Genomic DNA, 16430 nt, shown 5'->3' on the forward strand with positions numbered 1-16430 from the left:
CCGACCGTGTTCACGCCCCCGGTACCCGGTCCAGGAACCCGCTCACCGAGCTGATCCGGCCGTCCCCGGTCAGCCGGACCACGTCGAACCCGGCCACCGGTGCGGAGCCGTCCGCCGAGGAGACCAGCTCCCAGGCGAACCTGACCAGATCGTGGTGCCCGTCGGGTGTGCCGGTGGGCGTGAACCGGGAACCGGGAAACTGCTCGTGCGCGCCGCCGATCACGGCCACCAGCCCCTCGTGCCCGCGCACCTCGGCCAGCGGGTCGGTGTAGCGGGCGTCGGCGGCGAACGCGGCGGCCACCGCCTCCGCCCGCTCCTGGGCCCCGGTGCTGTTCCAGGCGGCGAAGTAGCGCTGAACGGCCTCGTCGTACGCGGTCATGGTGTGCCCTCTCCTCCGGCGCCCCGGCGGTCCGGGGCGGTGTCCCCACCCTGGCGCGAGGGCCCCGGAGGCGTCGATTACTCCGGAGGTAAGGGAAGCAAACACGCCCCGAGCCGGTGTCCGCATGCCATGATGCGGGCAATGCCGGACGCTGGGGGGCAAGTGGGAAGCACGGGTACGGTGCTGCGCGAATTGCGCGGTGCACAGAAGAGCGCCAAGGGCGTCTCGCTCTACTCGCGGTACGTGAACCGGCCCGCCGGGCGGGTGCTCGCGGCCGGGGCGTACCGGGCGCACCTGACACCCAATCAAGTGACGTTGACCAGCGCCTTGTTCACCTACGGCGCGCTGGCCTCGGTCGCGCTCGTCGAGCCGTCGTGGACACTCGCCGTTCTGGTCTACGCGGCCCTCGCGGTCGGCTTCGCCTTCGACTCCGCCGACGGACAGCTCGCCCGGCTCACCGGCCGGGGCGGGCCCGACGGGGAGTGGCTGGACCATGTCGTGGACTGCGGGAAACTGCTGCTCGTCCACACCGCCGTCCTGATCTCCTTCCACCGCTTCGGCGAGCTGCCGTCGGACGCCTGGCTGTTGCTGCCGCTGGGCTTCCAGCTGGCCGCCGTGCTCACCTTCTGCGCGGGGCTGCTGCGTGAGCATCTGGGCAAGGCGAACGGCCCGGGTGCCCGGAGTCCGTCCTGGGCGGAACCGGAGCCCCCGGCGGCGCCCGTCTCCCGGGTGCGGGCCGTGGCGCTGCTGCCCGCCGACTACGGGGTGTTCTGCCTGGTGTTCCTGCTGCTCGGCGCACCCGAGGCCTTCCGCGCCGGGTACGCCGTGCTCGCGGCGGTGCACACGCTGTTCCTGGCGGCCTTCCTCGCCAAGTGGTTCAGGGAGCTGAAAGCGCTCCGGGCCGGCTGACGAGCACGTCCAGCGCCCGGCGCAGCTGGGTGCTGGACGTGTGCACGGTGTACGGGAAGTAGACGACCTCCACGCCCACTTCGGCGAAGTCCCGCTCCAGCTTCTGCCCCTTCTCCGTGCCCCGCCAGTCGTCGCCCTTGAAGATCACGTCGAAGCGGACCTGCTGCCAGGTCTCGACCTTGTCCGGCACGGTCTCCACGAACGCGGCGTCCACGAAGCGCACGCTGCGGACAATCTCCAGCCGTTCGCGGAGCGGGATCATCGGCGTGTGCCCCTTGGCGAGAGCGGCCATCTCGTCCGACACCACCCCCGCGACCAGGTAGTCGCACTGACTGCGGGCGTGCCGCAGGATGTTGAGGTGCCCGACGTGGAACAGGTCGTACACCCCGGGTGCGTAACCCACCCTGTGCTGCACCATCCGTATCTCTCCCCCCACGGTGAACGTGATCCGGTGACGTTCAACGACCTTACTGTGAAGAACACTTGTGCAGGCCGTGAACGGATAAGCTCGGCATGGGCTGTTCCCCGGTGGGACAGCGGCTGTCGTGGGGGAAAGGCGATCGTCCGATGTCCGAAGCGTCAAGGCCAGGTCCGCTGCGAGACCGCCGGCTTCTGGTGGTTTCGACCAACTACGCCCCGGAGCTCACGGGCATCGGCCCGTACGCCGCCCAGCTGGCGGAACACTGGGCCGCGTCCGGAGCCCGCGTCCGGGCGCTCACGGGCATGCCGCACTACCCCGCCTGGCGGCTGGAGGAGAGCTACCGGGGCGTCTGGCGGACGGTGGAGATACGTGACGGTGTCGGCGTACACCGGCGCCGCCATTACGTGCCGATCCGTCAGACCGCCCTCAAGCGCGCCGCGTTCGAGGCGAGCGTCCTGGCCACCGGGTTGTTCGCCCCACCGCCCGGACGGCCCGACGCCGTGATCTCCCAGATGCCCAGTCTCGCCGGCGGTGTCATCGGAGCCCGCCTCGCCCGACACCACCGCGTCCCCCATCTCCCGGTCGTCCAGGACCTGATGGGCGCCGCCGCCGCGCAGAGCGGCATCCGGGGCGGCGGCCGGGCCGCAGCCGTCGCCGCGGCGGCCGAGCGGTACGCGTTGCGCGGGGCCGCCCTCGTCGGCGTCATCCACGAGAGCTTCGTCCCCGGCGTCAGGGCCCTCGGCGTCGACCCCGGCCGCATCCGCCTCGTCCCCAACTGGACCCATGTGCAGGCCCCCACCGCCGACCGGGCCGCGACCCGGGCCCGGCTCGGCTGGTCCGAGGGCACACCGGTCCTTCTGCACTCCGGCAACATGGGCCTCAAGCAGGGCCTGGAGGTCCTGGTGGACACCGCCCGCTCGGCACCGGACGTCCGCATCGTCCTGATGGGCGACGGCAATCAGCGCGACGCCCTGCGCGCCCGTGCCGACGGGCTGCCCAACGTGGACTTCCTGGCGCCGGCGCGGGCCGAGGAGTTCACCGACGTCCTCGCCGCCGCCGACGTCCTCGCGGTCACCCAGCGCGCCTCGGTCCTCGACATGAGCGTCCCCTCCAAGCTCACCTCCTACTTCACCTCGGGACGCCCCGTGATCGCCTCCGTCGCCGGCGAGGGCGGCACCGCGGACGAGGTCCGCCGCTCGCGGGCCGGGGTCCTCGTCGCTCCCGAGGACCCGGCCGCCCTGCTCGAAGCGGTACGGAAACTGGCCGCCGACCCGGCCGCCGCCGACGCCCTCGGGGCCGAGGGCCCGCGCTACGTCGCACGCCATCTGAGCCGGGAGGCGGGCCTCGCCCGCTTCGACGACCTGCTCGGCGAGGTCCTGCCGGGCGCACAAGGGGGCTCCCGCCGATGACGGCACAGCACCGCGCCCCGGACGACCAGGACGAGCCGGCGCTCCTGCGCGACCAGTTCCGCCAACTCCTGCGCTACCGACCTCTGCTGGCCACCGGTGTCGCGATCGGCCTGCTCGGCGGCGGCTACCTCGCCCTCGGCGGCGAGGACACCTACACCGCAACCGGCGAGGTGCTCGTCCGGTCCGCGATCTCCGACCCCTTCGCCGCCGGAGCCTCGGCGGACAAGGGCATCAACATCGGCTCCGAGCGCCAGACCGCCGTCAGCGACACCGTGGGCACCCTGGCCGCCGGGACCCTCCTCAAGGCGGGCGACGACGTCACCGCCAACAAGCTGCTCGCCGGGCTCCAGGTCACCAACCCGCCCAACACCCTCGCGCTCCGTTTCTCCTACACCGGCGCCACTCCCGAGCAGGCCCGCGCCCGCGCCGAAGCTCTCGCCGGTGCCTATCTGACCCACCGCAAGGCACGCACCGAGGACAGCATCAAGAACATGTCCGACGGCTACCGCGCCCAGCTCGACCCGCTGGAGGAGAAACGAGACCTGCTGGAGAAGCAGATCGGCGCGGGCGCGGCGGACGACGTCAGCAGCGCCCGCGCCAACATCATCGTCGCCATCTCCGAGCTGACCCGGAAGATATCCGAGCTGAAGGCCCTGGACACCACTCCCGGCTACCTCAACAAGAAGCCCGTCGCCCCCACCACGCCCACCGGTGCGGGACTGCCCCTGCTCCTCGGGCTCGGCGGCGTCGTCGGCCTCGCGCTGGGGCTGCTGCTCTCCTGGGTGCGCCTCGTCTTCGACCCCGCCGTACGCTCCACCCGCGAGCTCGTCCACTCGCTCGGCGCACCCCTGCTCGGCACCCTGCCCAGGGAACGTGCCGCCGCCGGCAGCCTGCTCGCCATCGGCCGGGGCGGCTCCCGGCTCGCCGAGGAGTACCGCGCCGTCGCCTTCCGGCTCGCCTACGACCCGTCGTTCGCCGAGAGCCGCCGCCTGCTGGTCACCGCCCCGCGCGGCGACAGCACAGCGGCCGCCGCCGCGGCCGCCAACCTGTCCGCGGCCTTCGCCGAGATGGGCCGCGACGTGCTGCTCGTCGAGGCCGATCTGCGCACGCCGTCCCTCGCCGACGACCTCGGCTCCGCCGCCCACGAGGTGCGCCCGCCGCGCTGGGCCGGCGAGGAGGGCGACGGCCCCTGGCCCACCGGTGGCCGTTCCAACGTCGACGTCCCCGGCTCCGGAGCCTTCGCGCTGATCCCCGGCACCACCGTCGACAACGTGCCGCGCGCCCTGACCTCCCCGTCCGTCGGCCGCATCGTCGCGGAGGCCGACCGGCCCGGCGTCGTCGTCATCGTCCTCGCCCCGCCCGTCCTGTCCTACGCGGACGCGGTCGCCCTGGTCGACCGGGTCGAGGGCGTCATGATCGTCTGCGATCCGCGCGAGGTGCACCGCGGCGACCTGGAACGTATCCGCGAGATCATCGGCGCCTCCGGGGGCTCCGTGCTCGGCGCCCTGCTCCACACGGGCCGCAGCCGGCTGCGCGGGGCCGACCGCGGCGCCAAGTCCTCCCGCCGCCGCTCCACCGGCAGGGACGGCGGCAGGGACGGCGGTGGGGGCGGCGGCAGGGGCGGCGGTGGGGGCGGCGGAGCCCCGGCGACCGGGGCGGACGCTCCCGAGCGCACCGGCGATCCCGCCGAGACCCTCGGCCTGCGCTCCGTCACCCTGCCGGCCGCGCGCAGGTGAGAGCCCGCACCGCCGTCCTCTGCTCGGTCATGGACCAGGGCGTGGCGGCGCTCACCAACATCCTGGTGCTGGTCGCAGCTGCCCGGCTCTCCACCGTCACCGACTTCGCCCGCTTCTCCGCGGTCTACCTGGTCTTCACGGTGCTTCTCGGCGTCTCGGGCGCGTACACCGGGCAGCCCCTCGTGCTCAAGCGCGGCGCGGGGGAGGAGACCCGGGGCGCGTGCCGGTCCGCCGTCACCTTCACCGTGCTCGCCGCCACCGCGCTCGGCGCCCTGCTCGGGGCCGTCTGCGTCCTCGTCCCCGGCGACACCGCCCGCGCCCTGATGATGCTCGGCCTCGTGCTCCCCGTGGTGCTGGGGCAGGACGCCGTGCGGTACGCTTTCTCCACGCTCCAGCAGCCCCATCTCGCGCTGGTCTGTGACCTGTTGCGGCTCGGCTGCGCGGTCGGGGCGCTCTCCGCCCAGGACTACGGGGCGTCCCCGGCCCGTCTGACCGCCGTCTGGGGCCTGTCCGCCCTGCCCGCCCTGCTCCTGTCCGCCGCCCTCCTCCACCGGGCCACGACGGGGGCCCCGGTGCGGCTGCGCCCGATGCTGCGGCGCGGCCACCTCGGGCAGCGCTTCACCGTCGAGTTCGGCGTGGGCAACGCGACCGGCCAGCTGTCCGTGCTCGGCCTCGGCGCGGTCGGCGACCCGCTCCTGGTCGGCGCTCTGCGCGGGGCGACGACCCTCTTCGGGCCGCTCAACGTGCTCTACACCTCGGCCACTTCCTTCGGCCCCCCGCTGCTCGGCCGGATCGGCGACGAGCGCCGCCGGGTCCGGGCCACCGCCCTCCTCGCCGCCGTCCTCGCGGCGACCGCCGCGCTCTGGGCCACCGTGCTCGCCCTGCTGCCCGACAGCGCGGGGCGCGAGCTGCTCGGCGACACCTGGCCCACGGCCGCCGCGCTGCTCCCGGCGACGGGCAGCCAGTACGCGGCGATGGCCGTCGGCACCTGCGGACTGCTCGCCCTGCGGATGCTCGACCCGCGCACCACCCTCTCCATCCAGGTCGTCTTCTCGCTCACCGCCGTGGCGTTCCTCGCGGGCGGCTACGTCGTCGGGGGCGTCCCGGGCGCCGCCTGGGGGCTGTTCCTGGGGTCGCTCTGCAAGGCCGTCGCGACCTGGATCAGGGTGGCCCGGCTGCGCCGCCGCGCCCCGGCTCCGGAGGAGACCGTCACCGCCGGCGCTTCGCCCCCTGCTCCCTGAACGTGCTGATCAGCAGGAGACACAGCGCGGCGATGGCCAGCTTCCCCGCCGCCTGGAGCAGCGGGCCGCGCAGCAGGATGAAGGTGTATCCGGCGATCAGCGGCGCGGCGATGGCCAGCACGCTTCCGGGGCCGGGCCCCGCCCGCGTGACGGCCCGCGCGTACCGGCGGTCGGTACGGGCCGCCGCATAGCCGATCAGCGCCATCCCGCCGACCATCCCGGTCGCGCCGAAGTCGACCCAGAACTCCGTCCACAGCGGGGCCGAGAGGTTGGTCATCCGCAGCCCCATCCACTGGCCGACCCGGACGCCGGTGTCCTCCGGCTTCCCGCTCCACACGGCGCGCGGCACGAAGAACAGGGCCGAGCCCGTCAGCTGGCGGCCGTAGGTGTGGCCCCGGGTGTCGACCCACGAGATGGTGTTGGCGAACATCACCATCTGGTCGTAGTCCTTGGTCACGAGCGGCTCGAAGACCGAGGTCGACTGCACGGTCCGCTGTCCCCCCTCGTCGTACCGGAACTTGTCCGCGTACGGGAACACCACCAGCGCCCCCACCACCCCCGTCGCCAGAACCGTGCGGTAGACCGCCGCGCTGCTCGGGAACGCGGTGAACACGAACGCCACCAGCACCGTCAGGAACCAGTAACGGGCGTTGGACACGGGGTTGTTCACCAGAAGGTTCAGCGCCGCCAGTGCCACCCACACCAGCACCGTCGACGGGGTGCGCCGGGCCCGGTAGGAGGTCGCCAGGCGGCGGGTGTAGAAGAGCAGCGCCAGCAGCGCCGGGACCTGCCCGAAGCCCTTGAGGAACGCCGAGCCGGCCTGGGAGCCCTCCGAGGCGACCCCGCTCGCCGCCACGGTCTCGTTGATCTCCTGCCGGCTGGAGAAGAAGACCGCGGGCCCGCCCAGCTTCATCACGTAGAACGCGCTCGCCGCGAAGGCCACCAGCACCAGCAGCCGCAGTCGCAGCGGATGCGCCAGTGCGGGCCCGCCGGTGGACCGCGGGGAGGGCCTGCGCCGCCGCAGCGGGCGCCGTGAGGCCAGCAGCGCCCCCAGGTCGAAGGCGGCACACCCCACCAGGACCATCGCGACGGCCGTGACCAGGTCCTGGCGCGGCCCCACCATCGGCGTCGGCGTCTGTCCGATCACCACCTGGGCGAACGGGGCCACTCCCATCGCGATGTACACGAACATCCAGATGACGCCCTGGAGCAGCCGCCGCCGGGTGGAGAGGATCATCGTCGCGAGCCGGGCCCCCGCGTAGCAGGTCAGGACCAGCTGGAGCCAGTACGCGGTGTCCCGGACGCCGCTGCCGGGCTGCGCGGCGATCACCGCGGGCAGGAAGCAGACCAGACCCAGGATCAGCGGCACCGCCAGCGCACGCGACAGCATGGCCCAGGCGATCGGCCGCGCGGCCGTGTCGTCGGCCGGTCCGTGCGCCGACGTGTGCACCGACGTCATGCGCCCCCCGGGGATCAGTGAATCGCTGAACACTCTAACGAATCAGCCCACTTGAGGAGGGCCGATGGCTACCCTGTGAACAATTGGCCGCAGTCGAGGGGACTCTGGTGAGAATCCTGCACGTCGTCACGCTCCACACCCCGGACCACGCCTTCGGCGGTCCGACCCGGGTGGCGCTCAACCTGTCCAGGGTCCAGCGGGCCGCCGGGGACGACGCCCGCATCATGGCTCTCGGTGACGGCTTCCCGGACGGTGAGCTGCCCAGCCACGTCGAGGGAGTTCCGGTCCATCTCTTCCAGGCCCGGCACCTGCTCCCGATGTTCGAGGTCAGCGGGATCACTTCCGCCGCACTGCTGAACACCGCCCGCCGCATGATGCGCGGCGCCGACCTCGTGCACGTCCATCTGATGCGGGACCTGGTGACCCTGCCCGCCGCCCTCCTCGCGCTCGCGACCCGTACCCCCCTGGTCGTCCAGACCCACGGCATGATCGACCCGACCGAGAAGAAGGTCGCCCAGCTCACCGACCTGCTCGGGGTGCGCAGGGTGCTGCGCGGTGCGGACGCCGTCCTGCACCTCACCGAGATGGAGCGGCTCGATGTGAACGCCGTCGCCGCCCCCGTCCCGCTCACCCGCACCGTACGGCTGGTCAACGGCGTCCGCCCGCAGGAGCGCAAGCCCGCCCGCGCCCCCGGCCGGCCGCCGACCGTGCTCTACCTCGCCCGGATCCAGCAGCGCAAGCGGCCCGAGGACTTCGTCGCCGCGATGCCGCACATCCTCGCCCGTCACCCGGACGCCCGCTTCGTCCTGGCCGGGCCGGACACCGGCGCGCTGCCCGGCACCCTCGCCCTCGCCCGGAAACTGGGCGTCATGGACTCCTTGGACCATGTGGGGCCGCTGGAGCACGACGAGGTCCTCGCCGCGGGACGCGAGGCCGATGTGTACGTGCTGCCGGCGATCGAAGAGCCGTTTCCGGTCTCGGTCCTGGAGGCGATGTCGGTCGGCACCCCCGTCGTCATCACCCGCACCTGCGGGCAGGCCCCCGATGTGGCGGAGGCGGGGGCGGGCCGGGTGATCGACAGCCGCGTCGGCGAGGACGCGGCCAACGCCCGCAAGGTCGCCGACGCGATCCTGGAGCTCCTGGAGCCGGAGGCCGCCGAGCAGGCGGGCAAGGCCGCCTGGGAGCTGGTCAACGACCGCTTCACCATCGATGCCGTCACCACCACCCTCCGGCGGACCTACGAGGACGTGGTCCGCCGGAGGCGAGGGTGAGCGCCGGAGCCGTCAACGCAGGTGCTTCTCTCGAGACTTGAGGGCGATCTGCCAGCGGTAGAAGCTCATCGCCAGCGCGAAGTCGAAGCCCGCCCGGCCGTCCAGGAAGCCCCGCCGGTAGAGGTACATGTAGGCGAAGGACACCACCGGTTTGAACGGCGCCTTGTGGAACAACTGCCCCTGACGGGACTTCACCTGGCGCACCTGCTCCTTCACCTGAGGGTGCTGCTCCAGCCACGCCTCCCAGTCCGAGTAGCGGTTGTGCCGTTCGAACCAGGCGGTCACCGGGTCGAGGTCCTGGTGCTCGATGGGGTGGGTGAGCGTCCCCACGGTCGCCGCGACCGGCTGGTAGTGGCCCTCGACCTCACCGATGCCCGGGGCGTCCAGGTCCCCGACCTCCGGGTAGTGGGAGCGGGTCCGGTCGGTCAACGACCGCTTGCGGATGGTGTAGCCGTGCCGCAGCCGCTTCCCCGAGAACCAGTAGCCGAGCGGGATGTCGTACGCGGCCGGCTTCGGGGCCGCCGGGTCGCGGAAGGTCTCCCGCAGCTCGGCCAGCAGCCCGGGACTCAGCCGCTCGTCGCCGTCCAGGAGCAGGATCCAGTCCAGATCGGTGCGGACGTTCTCCAGGCACCACTGCTTCTTGCGCGGGTGGCCGCCGTCCCAGGTGTACGTGACCACCTCGGCCCCGCACTCCTCGGCGATCCTGACGGTGTCGTCGGTGCTGTGGGAGTCCACCACCACGACCGCTTCGAAGTGGCCGAGCACCGATCTCACCGCCTCGGCGATGTTCAGGCCCTCGTTCTTGGTGGGGATCGCCACGGCTATGGGGAGTGGCTTTCCTGCGGTCATTCCTCGGCTCCTTCGGGCAGCCAGGCGTAGCAGCCTGTTGAGGTGAACGTGCGGGCGGACTTCGGGATCGTGATCGTCCGGGACTCCCCGGAGCCGGAGGTGCCGGAGCTCAGTTCCTTGTCGCCCGCCCCGGTGATCCGCCACGAGCAGCTCGCGGTGGGGGAGGCGGAGCGGTAACCGCCCGGCCGCAGCGCCTTCCCGGTGTGCGTGCCGTCCGGGTAGGCGTACGTGGCCTCGTCCACCAGGTCCTGGTGCTGGGGGCAGAGTCCGGCGACCGCGTCCGCCGCGTCCGGGATCTCGTCCGTCGCGATGGCTCCGACGGCGGTGTCCCGGTCGGCCTTGACCAGATAGCGGAGCTTGTCGCAGGTCTCCTGGCCGGTCTGGAGCACGGCGGCCGGGTCCATGCCCTTCGGCACCCGGTCCGCCAGATACTCCTTCTGCTTCTTCGTGAAGGTCCCGGTGGCCGGGGTGATCGCGTCGGACGGTGTCTTCGGGCCCGTGGCGGCGGGAGCGGACGGACCGGCGGCCGCCGGCTCCTCCGGCTGCTCCGCTGTGGGCGTGGCGGGTGTCGTGGGCGTGCCGGGGACGGCGGGCCCGGAGGCCGCGGGGCGCTGGGCGCCGGCGGCCTCCGGACCGTTCCCGTCCGCGGACGAGCCGCAGGCGGCCAGCGCCGCCGCCGTCAGGACGACGGCGACGCAGGCCGGGAACGGATTCCTCATGAGATCAGCCGTTCCTCAGGGCGTAGTGCGCGCTGATCTGGGAAGCGCTCAGCGTGGTCGGGTAGACGGCGGTCTCGTCGATCTGCCCGGCGAAGAAGTTGCTGTCCGGGCGGCTCGGCCAGCCGGACAGGTTGTCCCCGCCGACCCGCCAGTAGCCCGGGGAGTCCTCGTTGTCGGAGACCAGGATGTTCGATGCGCGAAGCTGCCCGTCGACGTACAGCGCCATACCCTGCCCGAAGGGGCCCTGAGTGGCGACGACGTGGTGCCACTGGCCGTCGTTGTAGGCCGCCGAGGTGGTGACGGTGCGTGCCCAACCGCTCCGGACGCCGAACACGAGCCGTCCGTCGTTGCGCATGTAGACGTGCTTGTCGTGACGGGTGCTGTTCTGCTGGGTCAGGTTCCCGAAGCCGATGATCTTGCCGCCCCGGGTGGTGGTGGTCCTGATCCAGGTCTCCACCGAGAACCGGTCCGGTGCGGCCTGCTGCCGGTTGCTGTACGCGTACTCGTTGGTCCCGTTGAAGCCGATCGCCGTCGAAGGTCCGGAGACCGCCGCCGGGGTCTGCCGGTAGGCGGGGCCGTTGCGCAGGAAGCCGTTGTTCAGGTTGCCGCTGCTGTCGTGCGCGAACGTGGAGGTGCCCTCGTCGTAGCGCCAGTAGAGGCTCGCCCCGTCGGACCTGACCCGGGCCGGGTACGTCTCCGTCGTGCTCGCCACGGTCGCCGACCGGGCCGGGGACTTGCCGCTGGTGTTGGTGCCGTCGCTCGCGGTGATCCGGTACGAGTGGGTCTCGCCCGGGGCGACGTCGGTATCCGTCCACGTCAGCTGCGGCCGGTCCCAGAAGACCGAGTAGCCGGTCGTCGTGTGGACCGGGGTGTTGGAGCCGTCCTTGTAGATCCGGTAGGTCAGCTCACCGTCGTCGGTGTCGAAGCTGGTCTGCCAGTTCACGTCGATCTGCCCGGGAGTCAGCGTGGACAGGCTGACGTTGGGCACCCAGGGCGCGCCGGTGTCCGGGCCGTCCGCGAACCGGGTCAGACCCTGCTGCCGCTTGCTGTTGACGGTGGTGAACTCGCCGCCCACCCAGAGGTAGTGGCGGCCGCCGCTGCTCGTCTGAGCCATCACGCGCGGTCCGACGGGCTCGCCGATGCCGTCGTTGGTGTCCGGGAACCAGGGCAGCAGTTTCGGGTCGTCGACCGACTGGGCCAGCAGGTGCTTGCGCGGCTGGTCCGGGAACGCCCCCATGCTGGCACAGTTGTGGGCGTGGCTGCCGCTGTAGAGCACACCGGAGTAGACCGCGACGGACTGGGTGGCGCCCAGGCAGGTGTCGCGCCACCGCTGTTGGAAGTCGCTGAGGTTCAGGGCGATCCGGCCGTCGAACACCCCTCCGCCGGTGCCCTCGTTGGCCGTGTAGAAGCCGGTGGCGTCGGTGGTGATGTCCTGGACGGTCGAGTTGTTGTGAATGAACCCCGGGTAGGAGGTGGTCAGTTGTCCGGTGGTGGCGTCGACCACGGCCAGTGCGTGAGTGCTCGTGCCGTTGATCCGGAAGAAGTCGCCGCCGAGCAGAACGTGCCGCCCGTCCGGCGTCACCTCGACGGCCCGCGCCACCTCGTCGGCGTTGGCCGTGAAGGGCAGCAGTGAGGCCCCGGTCGTGACGGCGGCGAACTTGCTCCTGGTCTGTCCGCCGACGCTGTTGAAGTCGCCGCCCAGATAGACCGTGCCGGAGGTGACGGCGAGTGCCCGCACGGTCGCCGTCACGGAGATCTTGAAGTCGTTCAGCGGGGTGCAGGTCGCGGTGTCGATCGCCGCGATGTTGCTCACCCCGACCCCGTTCACCGCCCCGAACCGACCGCCCGCGTAGAGGGTTTCGCCGTCCGGGGACAGGGCCAGGGCCCGTACGGTCGCGGTGCCCGAGGAGACGGTGAAGGACAGCGAGCAGTCGGTGGGCGCCCCGGTCGCCGCGTCGAACGCGGCGAAGTTCACCGCGGGCTGTTCGTCGGTGCCGGGAGCGGCGGTGGGGGGCCGCAGGGTGGAGAAGGTGCCGCCCGCGTAGACGACGCCGTCGCCGGCGGCCATCGACCAGACGATGCCGTTGGTCTGCCAGGTGGTGAGGTCGTCCGCGGTGATGGCGACCGGTGGTGTCAGCGCCGTCGCCGGAGAGGTCCCCGCCGCGGTCGCGGTCAGGGCTCCGGCCAGTAGGCCGAGAGCGGCGGAGACGGCCCGCACACGGCCGCGCCCTCCGGTTCTCTGCCCCGTACTTCCGTTCATCATTCAGCTCCGAAGGTGAGGTTCGAGCTGCGGCCGGGAGGCCGCGGATCCTGCCTCGCTCGACCAGACGCGCGGACTGTCCGTCCCGCTGCTGGTCAGGGCGAGTGAGTAGGCGGGGCCCAGGGCCCCGCCCAGTGCCGGCGCGGAGAGCTCCACAGAGTGGTCGGTGGAGACGGCGGTAGCGCCGGTGACCGTCCCGAGCACGGACGCGTCGGGCGCCTGCCGGGAAGTGTGGATGGCGGCCCGCGGGTCCGGTCGCCGTGGGGGAGTCGTACGGTGGCTGCCGGCGGAGCCGGCCGTCGGAGCGGAGGCGCGCGCACGGCGGTCGCGGGCGGACGCGCCGCCCGGCCCGGTCATCTGTCCACCCGGACGGCGGCCCCGGTGAGCTGGTCGTCCAGCTGCCGGATGTCGGCGTCGACCATGATGCGGGCCAGCTCCCGCGACTTCACCTCGGGCTTCCAGCCCAGCAGCTCCTCGGCCTTCGACGCGTCGCCGATCAACGCGTCGACCTCGCTGGGGCGTTCGTACTTCGGGTCGTAGCGCACGTGCTCGCGCCAGTCCAGGCCCGCGTGCTCGAAGGCGAACTCCAGGAACTGCCGGACGCTGACGCCCTCGCCGGTGGCGACCACGTAGTCGTCGGGGGTGTCGCACTGGAGCATCCGCCACATGGCGTCCACGTACTCCGGCGCATACCCCCAGTCCCGGACCGCGTCCAGATTGCCCAGGTGCAGCCGGTCCTGGAGTCCGGCCTTGATCCGGGCGACGCCCCGGGTGATCTTCCGGGTCACGAAGGTCTCGCCCCGGCGCGGCGACTCGTGGTTGAAGAGAATCCCGTTCACCGCGAACATGCCGTACGCCTCGCGGTAGTTGACCGTGGCCCAGTAGGCGTAGACCTTCGCCACGCTGTACGGGCTGCGCGGGTGGAACGGAGTGTTCTCGTTCTGCGGGGGAGGGCTGGCGCCGAACATCTCGGAGGACGAGGCCTGGTAGATCCGGGCCTGGATGCCGCTGGCCCGGACCGCCTCCAGGAGCCGGACGGTGCCGAGCCCCGTGACGTCACCGGTGTACAGCGGGGCGTCGAAGGACACCCGCACATGCGACTGCGCGCCCAGGTTGTAGACCTCGTCGGGCTGGATGTCGCGCAGCAGGTTCACCAGCGCCACACCGTCGGACAGGTCCGCGTGATGCAGGACGAAGGAGCGCTCCGGTTCCTCGGGGCCCTGGTAGATGTGATCGATCCGCTCGGTGTTGAAGCTGGAGGAACGGCGTATGAGCCCGTGCACCGTGTACCCCTTGTCGAGCAACAACTCGGCCAGATACGAACCGTCCTGGCCGGTCACTCCGGTGATGAGCGCGGTCTTCGCCACGATTCCCCCTTCTCTGCTGATCGCCTCGGCGACGTTCACTGATATATCGGAATTGGGGCGTTCTGCGGCACAGTGTCACCGCAGCCCCTTTCTGCTGGCACAATCCGAGCCATGACGACCGAACTCCCTGTCCCGCCCGAGGAATCCGCCCGTCCCCTACTGCGGCCCGGCTCCCGCATATTCGTCGCGGGACACCGCGGCCTGGTCGGCTCGGCGGTGGCCCGCCGCCTCGCCGACGACGGCCACGAGGTGCTCACCCGCGGCCGCGACCTCCTCGATCTGCGCGACGCCGCGCGGACCGGGACGTATCTGAAGGAGGTCCGCCCGGACGCCGTGGTGCTGGCCGCCGCCAAGGTCGGCGGGATCATGGCCAACAGCACCTTTCCGGTGCAGTTCCTGGAGGACAACCTGCGCATCCAGCTCAGCGTGATCGCCGGCGCGCACGAGGCCGGGACCGAGCGGCTGCTCTTCCTCGGCTCGTCGTGCATCTACCCCCGGCTCGCGCCCCAGCCGATCCGTGAGGAGTCGCTGCTCACCGGCGAACTGGAGCCCACCAACGAGGCGTACGCGTTGGCCAAGATCGCCGGAATCGTCCAGACCCAGTCCTACCGGCGGCAGTACGGCGCTTCCTACATCAGCGCGATGCCCACCAATCTCTACGGGCCCGGCGACAACTTCGACCTGGAGACCTCGCACGTCCTGCCCGCGCTGATCCGCCGCTTCCACGAGGCGCGGCGGGACGGCGCCCCCGAGGTGGCCCTGTGGGGATCCGGCGCCCCGCGCCGCGAGTTCCTCCACGTCGACGACCTCGCCGCCGCCTGCGTACGCCTGCTGGAGGCCTACGACGGTGACGAACCCGTCAACATCGGCTGCGGTGAGGACCTCACGATCCGCGAACTCGCCGAAACCGTACGGGAGGTGACGGGCTACCCGGGAAGCATCGGCTGGGACACGTCGAAGCCGGACGGGACGCCCCGCAAACTGCTCGACGTGACCCGCCTCTCCTCCCTCGGCTTCACGCCGCGGATCCCGCTGCGTGACGGCATCGCCCGCACCTACGCCTGGTGGCTCGGACAGCTCCCGTCCGGACAGTGAGCGTTCGCCGCCGCCGGGCGATGTCCCGCGGCGGCACACCGGTGGTGCTCCTCGCATCCGCATGCCCGCCGCCCTCAGTACGCCCCGCGGCCGTCGGTGACGGCGCGCACGGTGCGGGCGAGGAGTCCCAGGTCGGCGGCCACGGACCAGTTGTCGACGTACCACAGGTCGAGCGAGACGGTCTCCTGCCAGCTCAGGTCGGAGCGGCCGCTCACCTGCCACAGGCCCGTGAGTCCCGGTTTCACGGCGAGCCGGCGTCGCTCCCGCTCGTCGTAGCGCGAGGCCTCCTCCGGCAGTGGCGGCCGCGGTCCCACCAGCGACATCTGGCCCAGCATCACGTTCACCAGCTGCGGGAGTTCATCGATCGAGGTGCGCCGCAGCATCCGTCCGACCGGTGTCACCCGGGGATCGCTGCGCATCTTGAACAGCGGTCCATCGACCTCGTTGGCCGCGGCGAGCTGTGCTTTGAGCTCCTCCGCGTCCGCCACCATCGTGCGGAACTTCCACATGGTGAACGGCCGGTTGTGCTGCCCCTGCCGGACCTGCCGGTGGAAGACCGGACCCCGCGAGGACAGCCGGACGCTCAGCGCGACCGCCAGTAACAGCGGTGCCAGCGCCAGTAGTCCGAACAGGGCGCCCGTGCGGTCCAGCATGCTCTTCAGCACCGCCTGTGGGCCCCCGCGCAACGGCGGAGCCAGGTGCAGCAGGGTCAGCCCGGCCGCACTGACGGGACGCACCCGCTCGGCCGCCACCCCGGACAGCTCCGAGACCACGGACAGGGCGACACCTCCGTCGTGCAGCCCCCAGCCGAGCCGGCGCAGCCGGTCGCCGGTCAGCCGGGGCCCGGGAGTCACCAGCACCAGGTCCGCCGCGTGGGCGTAGGCCCCGCCGAGCACCGTCGTCACGTCGTCGTCGGCCGGGCAGGACGCGAGGCGCCCCGGCACCTGCACACTGTCCTGCTCCAAGAGGGCGGTGCCCACCGGTATGGCGGCGACCACCCGATAGTCGTGGTCCTTACGGGAGTTGAGCAGCTCGGCCGCCCGGTCCACGCCCGCCGCCTCACCGACCAGCAGTACCTTGCGGACCCGGTGGCCCCGCCGCAGCCCCGCCACCGCGATGGCGGCGAGCAGCCCGGGCGCGACGGCCACGACGGCCGTGGCCGGGTCCACCGGGCTTCCCGCCGCCGTGTGCAGCACGGCGAGCAGGCCGATGAGCACGAGCCAGTCCCCGACCGAGCCGAGCGCGCCGCCCGGACCGGTCCCCTGCCGGTCCGTGTACCGCCCGCGGGCCCCGCGGACCCCGGCCCACGCCAGCC

General features: G+C 72.2%; 15 protein-coding genes. 6 read left to right on the forward strand and 9 right to left on the reverse strand.

All coding sequences use genetic code 11. The features are described from left to right. Positions 1-10: 10 nt before the first annotated feature. Complete coding sequence (locus B9S58_RS23715) at positions 11-379, reverse strand: nuclear transport factor 2 family protein (RefSeq protein WP_103534089.1); 369 nt, start codon at positions 377-379, stop codon at positions 11-13. A gap of 162 nt (positions 380-541) precedes the next feature. On the opposite strand from B9S58_RS23715, the gene B9S58_RS23720 reads away from it, so the two are divergent. Next, the gene (locus tag B9S58_RS23720; protein WP_103534090.1) at positions 542-1288 is read left to right on the forward strand and encodes a CDP-alcohol phosphatidyltransferase family protein; all 747 of its coding nucleotides are present in this window, start codon (positions 542-544) and stop codon (positions 1286-1288) included. Here B9S58_RS23720 and B9S58_RS23725 read toward each other — a convergent pair. Beyond that, on the reverse strand, positions 1257-1706 hold the full coding sequence (locus tag B9S58_RS23725; RefSeq protein WP_030079843.1) for an adenylyltransferase/cytidyltransferase family protein: 450 nt from the start codon (positions 1704-1706) through the stop codon (positions 1257-1259). The genes B9S58_RS23720 and B9S58_RS23725 overlap by 32 nt on opposite strands. A gap of 149 nt (positions 1707-1855) precedes the next feature. On the opposite strand from B9S58_RS23725, the gene B9S58_RS23730 reads away from it, so the two are divergent. The 3 genes from B9S58_RS23730 to B9S58_RS23740 are packed head-to-tail and all read left to right on the forward strand — an operon-like array spanning position 1856 to position 6095. Then, positions 1856-3118: a glycosyltransferase gene (locus B9S58_RS23730; RefSeq protein ID WP_103534091.1), complete on the forward strand. Its 1263-nt coding sequence runs from the start codon at positions 1856-1858 to the stop codon at positions 3116-3118. Further along, a complete protein-coding gene (locus tag B9S58_RS23735; RefSeq protein WP_103534092.1) occupies positions 3115-4854 on the forward strand; it encodes a lipopolysaccharide biosynthesis protein in 1740 nt (579 codons plus the stop codon). Before B9S58_RS23730 ends, B9S58_RS23735 begins: the two co-directional genes overlap by 4 nt. After that, entirely contained in the window at positions 4851-6095 is a 1245-nt protein-coding gene (locus B9S58_RS23740) for a hypothetical protein (protein WP_103534093.1), read from the forward strand. Before B9S58_RS23735 ends, B9S58_RS23740 begins: the two co-directional genes overlap by 4 nt. Here B9S58_RS23740 and B9S58_RS23745 read toward each other — a convergent pair. After that, complete coding sequence (locus tag B9S58_RS23745; RefSeq protein WP_181009431.1) at positions 6064-7554, reverse strand: hypothetical protein; 1491 nt, start codon at positions 7552-7554, stop codon at positions 6064-6066. The two genes, B9S58_RS23740 and B9S58_RS23745, sit on opposite strands and share 32 nt — an antisense overlap. Before the next feature lie 107 nt (positions 7555-7661). Here B9S58_RS23745 and B9S58_RS23750 point away from each other — a divergent pair, with 107 nt between their 5' ends. Then, positions 7662-8825: a glycosyltransferase gene (locus tag B9S58_RS23750; RefSeq protein ID WP_103534107.1), complete on the forward strand. Its 1164-nt coding sequence runs from the start codon at positions 7662-7664 to the stop codon at positions 8823-8825. Between the two features lie 12 nt (positions 8826-8837). Here the strand turns inward: B9S58_RS23750 and B9S58_RS23755 are convergent, their stop codons facing one another. Genes B9S58_RS23755 through gmd form a run of 5 tightly spaced genes read right to left on the reverse strand, consistent with a single transcriptional unit; the run spans position 8838 to position 14020 of the window. Next, positions 8838-9674 carry a glycosyltransferase family 2 protein gene (locus B9S58_RS23755; protein WP_103534094.1) on the reverse strand — a complete coding sequence of 279 codons (837 nt, stop codon included), beginning with the start codon at positions 9672-9674 and terminating at the stop codon, positions 8838-8840. Beyond that, positions 9671-10393: a hypothetical protein gene (locus B9S58_RS23760; protein WP_103534095.1), complete on the reverse strand. Its 723-nt coding sequence runs from the start codon at positions 10391-10393 to the stop codon at positions 9671-9673. The genes B9S58_RS23755 and B9S58_RS23760 overlap by 4 nt, the downstream gene beginning before the upstream one ends. 4 nt (positions 10394-10397) lie before the next feature. Next, positions 10398-12656 carry a LamG domain-containing protein gene (locus tag B9S58_RS23765; RefSeq protein ID WP_103534096.1) on the reverse strand — a complete coding sequence of 753 codons (2259 nt, stop codon included), beginning with the start codon at positions 12654-12656 and terminating at the stop codon, positions 10398-10400. Further along, complete coding sequence (locus B9S58_RS23770) at positions 12657-13010, reverse strand: hypothetical protein (protein ID WP_258044939.1); 354 nt, start codon at positions 13008-13010, stop codon at positions 12657-12659. Beyond that, entirely contained in the window at positions 13007-14020 is a 1014-nt protein-coding gene (gene gmd / locus B9S58_RS23775) for a GDP-mannose 4,6-dehydratase (protein WP_103534108.1), read from the reverse strand. The genes B9S58_RS23770 and gmd overlap by 4 nt, the downstream gene beginning before the upstream one ends. A gap of 111 nt (positions 14021-14131) precedes the next feature. Between gmd and B9S58_RS23780 the strand changes: the two genes are divergently transcribed. After that, positions 14132-15115, forward strand: a complete 984-nt coding sequence (locus tag B9S58_RS23780) for a GDP-L-fucose synthase (RefSeq protein ID WP_103534097.1) — start codon at positions 14132-14134, stop codon at positions 15113-15115. A gap of 74 nt (positions 15116-15189) precedes the next feature. Here B9S58_RS23780 and B9S58_RS23785 read toward each other — a convergent pair. Next, the coding region (locus B9S58_RS23785) for an exopolysaccharide biosynthesis polyprenyl glycosylphosphotransferase (RefSeq protein WP_258044944.1) at positions 15190-16430 on the reverse strand (1241 nt) is incomplete at its 5' end.

The organism is Streptomyces sp. SM11 (assembly GCF_002910905.1).
Taxonomy (GTDB): Bacteria; Actinomycetota; Actinomycetes; order Streptomycetales; family Streptomycetaceae; genus Streptomyces.

Excerpts from the sequence above, each read along its gene's own strand:
- B9S58_RS23725 (WP_030079843.1), bottom strand. The coding sequence starts at position 1,706 with ATGGTGCAGCACAGGGTGGGTTACGCACCCGGGGTGTACGACCTGTTC.
- B9S58_RS23770 (WP_258044939.1), bottom strand. The coding sequence starts at position 13,010 with ATGACCGGGCCGGGCGGCGCGTCCGCCCGCGACCGCCGTGCGCGCGCC.
- B9S58_RS23735 (WP_103534092.1), top strand. The coding sequence starts at position 3,115 with ATGACGGCACAGCACCGCGCCCCGGACGACCAGGACGAGCCGGCGCTC.
- B9S58_RS23765 (WP_103534096.1), bottom strand. The coding sequence starts at position 12,656 with ATGATGAACGGAAGTACGGGGCAGAGAACCGGAGGGCGCGGCCGTGTG.
- B9S58_RS23730 (WP_103534091.1), top strand. The coding sequence starts at position 1,856 with ATGTCCGAAGCGTCAAGGCCAGGTCCGCTGCGAGACCGCCGGCTTCTG.
- B9S58_RS23760 (WP_103534095.1), bottom strand. The coding sequence starts at position 10,393 with ATGAGGAATCCGTTCCCGGCCTGCGTCGCCGTCGTCCTGACGGCGGCG.
- B9S58_RS23715 (WP_103534089.1), bottom strand. The coding sequence starts at position 379 with ATGACCGCGTACGACGAGGCCGTTCAGCGCTACTTCGCCGCCTGGAAC.
- B9S58_RS23745 (WP_181009431.1), bottom strand. The coding sequence starts at position 7,554 with ATGACGTCGGTGCACACGTCGGCGCACGGACCGGCCGACGACACGGCC.
- B9S58_RS23755 (WP_103534094.1), bottom strand. The coding sequence starts at position 9,674 with ATGACCGCAGGAAAGCCACTCCCCATAGCCGTGGCGATCCCCACCAAG.
- B9S58_RS23780 (WP_103534097.1), top strand. The coding sequence starts at position 14,132 with ATGACGACCGAACTCCCTGTCCCGCCCGAGGAATCCGCCCGTCCCCTA.